2 protein-coding genes are annotated in these 1,745 nt (G+C 65.3%); both read left to right on the top strand.

The annotated features are described in order from the left end of the window. Nucleotides 1-32 precede the first annotated feature (32 nt). On the top strand, nucleotides 33-809 hold the full coding sequence (locus tag ACNPP0_RS02735) for a polysaccharide deacetylase family protein (RefSeq protein ID WP_448704957.1): 777 nt from the start codon (nucleotides 33-35) through the stop codon (nucleotides 807-809). A gap of 2 nt (nucleotides 810-811) precedes the next feature. After that, nucleotides 812-1,745, top strand: a 934-nt coding sequence (locus tag ACNPP0_RS02730; RefSeq protein ID WP_448704954.1) for a sterol desaturase family protein, incomplete at its 3' end; no start/stop codon positions are given.

Genomic DNA, 1,745 nt, shown 5'->3' with positions numbered 1-1,745 from the left:
GTTGCCCCCACGCTGCGCCCGCTGGCGCTAGCTTGCTGGCGCTGGCGCTGGCGCTGGCGTTTGCCGTGCCGGTGGCGAGTGCCGCCGCGCCGACCACCTGCGACAAGCCCGTCTACCTGACCCTGGACACCGGCCACATGGGTGTCGCGCCGCTGATCGCCGATGTGCTCAACCGCCATCACGTCAAAGTCACGTTCTTTTTGGCCAATGAACGCACCAAGACCGACGGCTCCAGCCTGGACGACGTCTGGGCGCCGTGGTGGAAGGCGCGCGCGGCGGAAGGGCATGCTTTCGGATCGCATACCTACGACCACGTTTACTGGCAGGGCGACCTGCCGGGCGGCAAGTTCCGCGTCAAGCCCAGCGCGGGCCCCGACACCGGCAAGCGCGCCGAATGGACGGCCGAACAGTACTGCGCCGAAATCAAGCGTTCGGCCACCCGCTTTCACCAGATGACCGGCGCCAGGATGCTGCCGCTGTACCGCGCGCCGGGCGGCAAAACCTCGCCCGCCTTGCTGCAGGCCGCCAAGGCCTGCGGCTACGAACACGTGGGCTGGTCGCCCGCCGGCTTCCTGGGCGATGAATTGCCCAGCGATAAATACCCCAACGCGAAGTTGCTGGATCAGGCGCTGCGCACCATCAAGCCCGGCGATATCCTGCTTGCCCACCTGGGCATCTGGTCGCGCCAGGACCCCTGGGCGCCCGCCGTGCTGGAGCCCTTGATTGTGGGCTTGCAGCAGAAGGGCTATTGTTTTGCCACCTTGGACACGCATCCGGCCTATCGCGACTGGATCGCCACGCATCATTGATCATGGACACGCTTAGCCAATTCTTCGGGGCATGCCAGCAATGGCTCTTCGAAACGCTGATCCAGCCCGCGCTGTTTCACCTCGGAATGAGCAACTTCATCGAGGACGGCTATGACGCCACCATGTGGCTGCTGGTCGGCCTGGTGCAGGTTGCCGTGCTGGTGTTGGTGTTCGGCCCGCTGCAACGCCTGCGGCCGGTTGAAGCCGTTACCGACCGACGCCAGATCGGCATCGACGTGCTGTACACGCTGATCCACCGTCTGGGCGTCTTCCGGCTGGCGCTGTTCTTCACCATCGACCCCTTCTGGGACAGCGTCTTCGGCCAGCTGCACGTGTGGGGCTTTGCGCCATTCCAGCTAGACCAGTACTGGCCGGGCGTGACCGACAAGGCCTGGGTCAGCCTCATCATCTATCTGCTGCTGTTCGATGCGGTCGACTACGTCTACCACCGTGCGCAACACCGCTTCGGCTGGCTGTGGGCGCTGCATGCCGTGCATCACAGCCAGCGCCAGATGACCATCTGGAGCGACGATCGCAACCATCTGCTGGACGACATGCTGCGCGACGTGCTGGTCGTGTTCGTGTCGCAGTTGGTGGGCGTGCCGCCGGCGCAGTTCGTGGCGGTGGTGGCCATTACGCAGCTGGCGCAAAGCTTCTCTCACGCCAACCTGCGCATGCACTTCGGCGCGCTGGGCGAACGCCTGCTGGTCAGCCCGCGCTTTCATCGGCATCACCACTCCATTGCGTACGACGCGTCCACGCCCGGTCCCGTCGGCGGCTACAACTTTGCCGCGCTGTTCCCCATCTGGGACGTGTTGTTTCGCACCGCCCGTTTTGGCGTGGGCTATGGCCCCACGGGCATCCACGACCAACAGGCCGAATTGGGCGGCCGCGACTACGGCCGCGGGTTCTGGTCGCAGCAATGGTTGGGCCTGA

Source organism: Achromobacter semiaridum (assembly GCF_053543755.1).
Note: the sequence above shows the minus strand (reverse complement) of the source record. Positions and strands in the feature narration are given on the sequence as shown.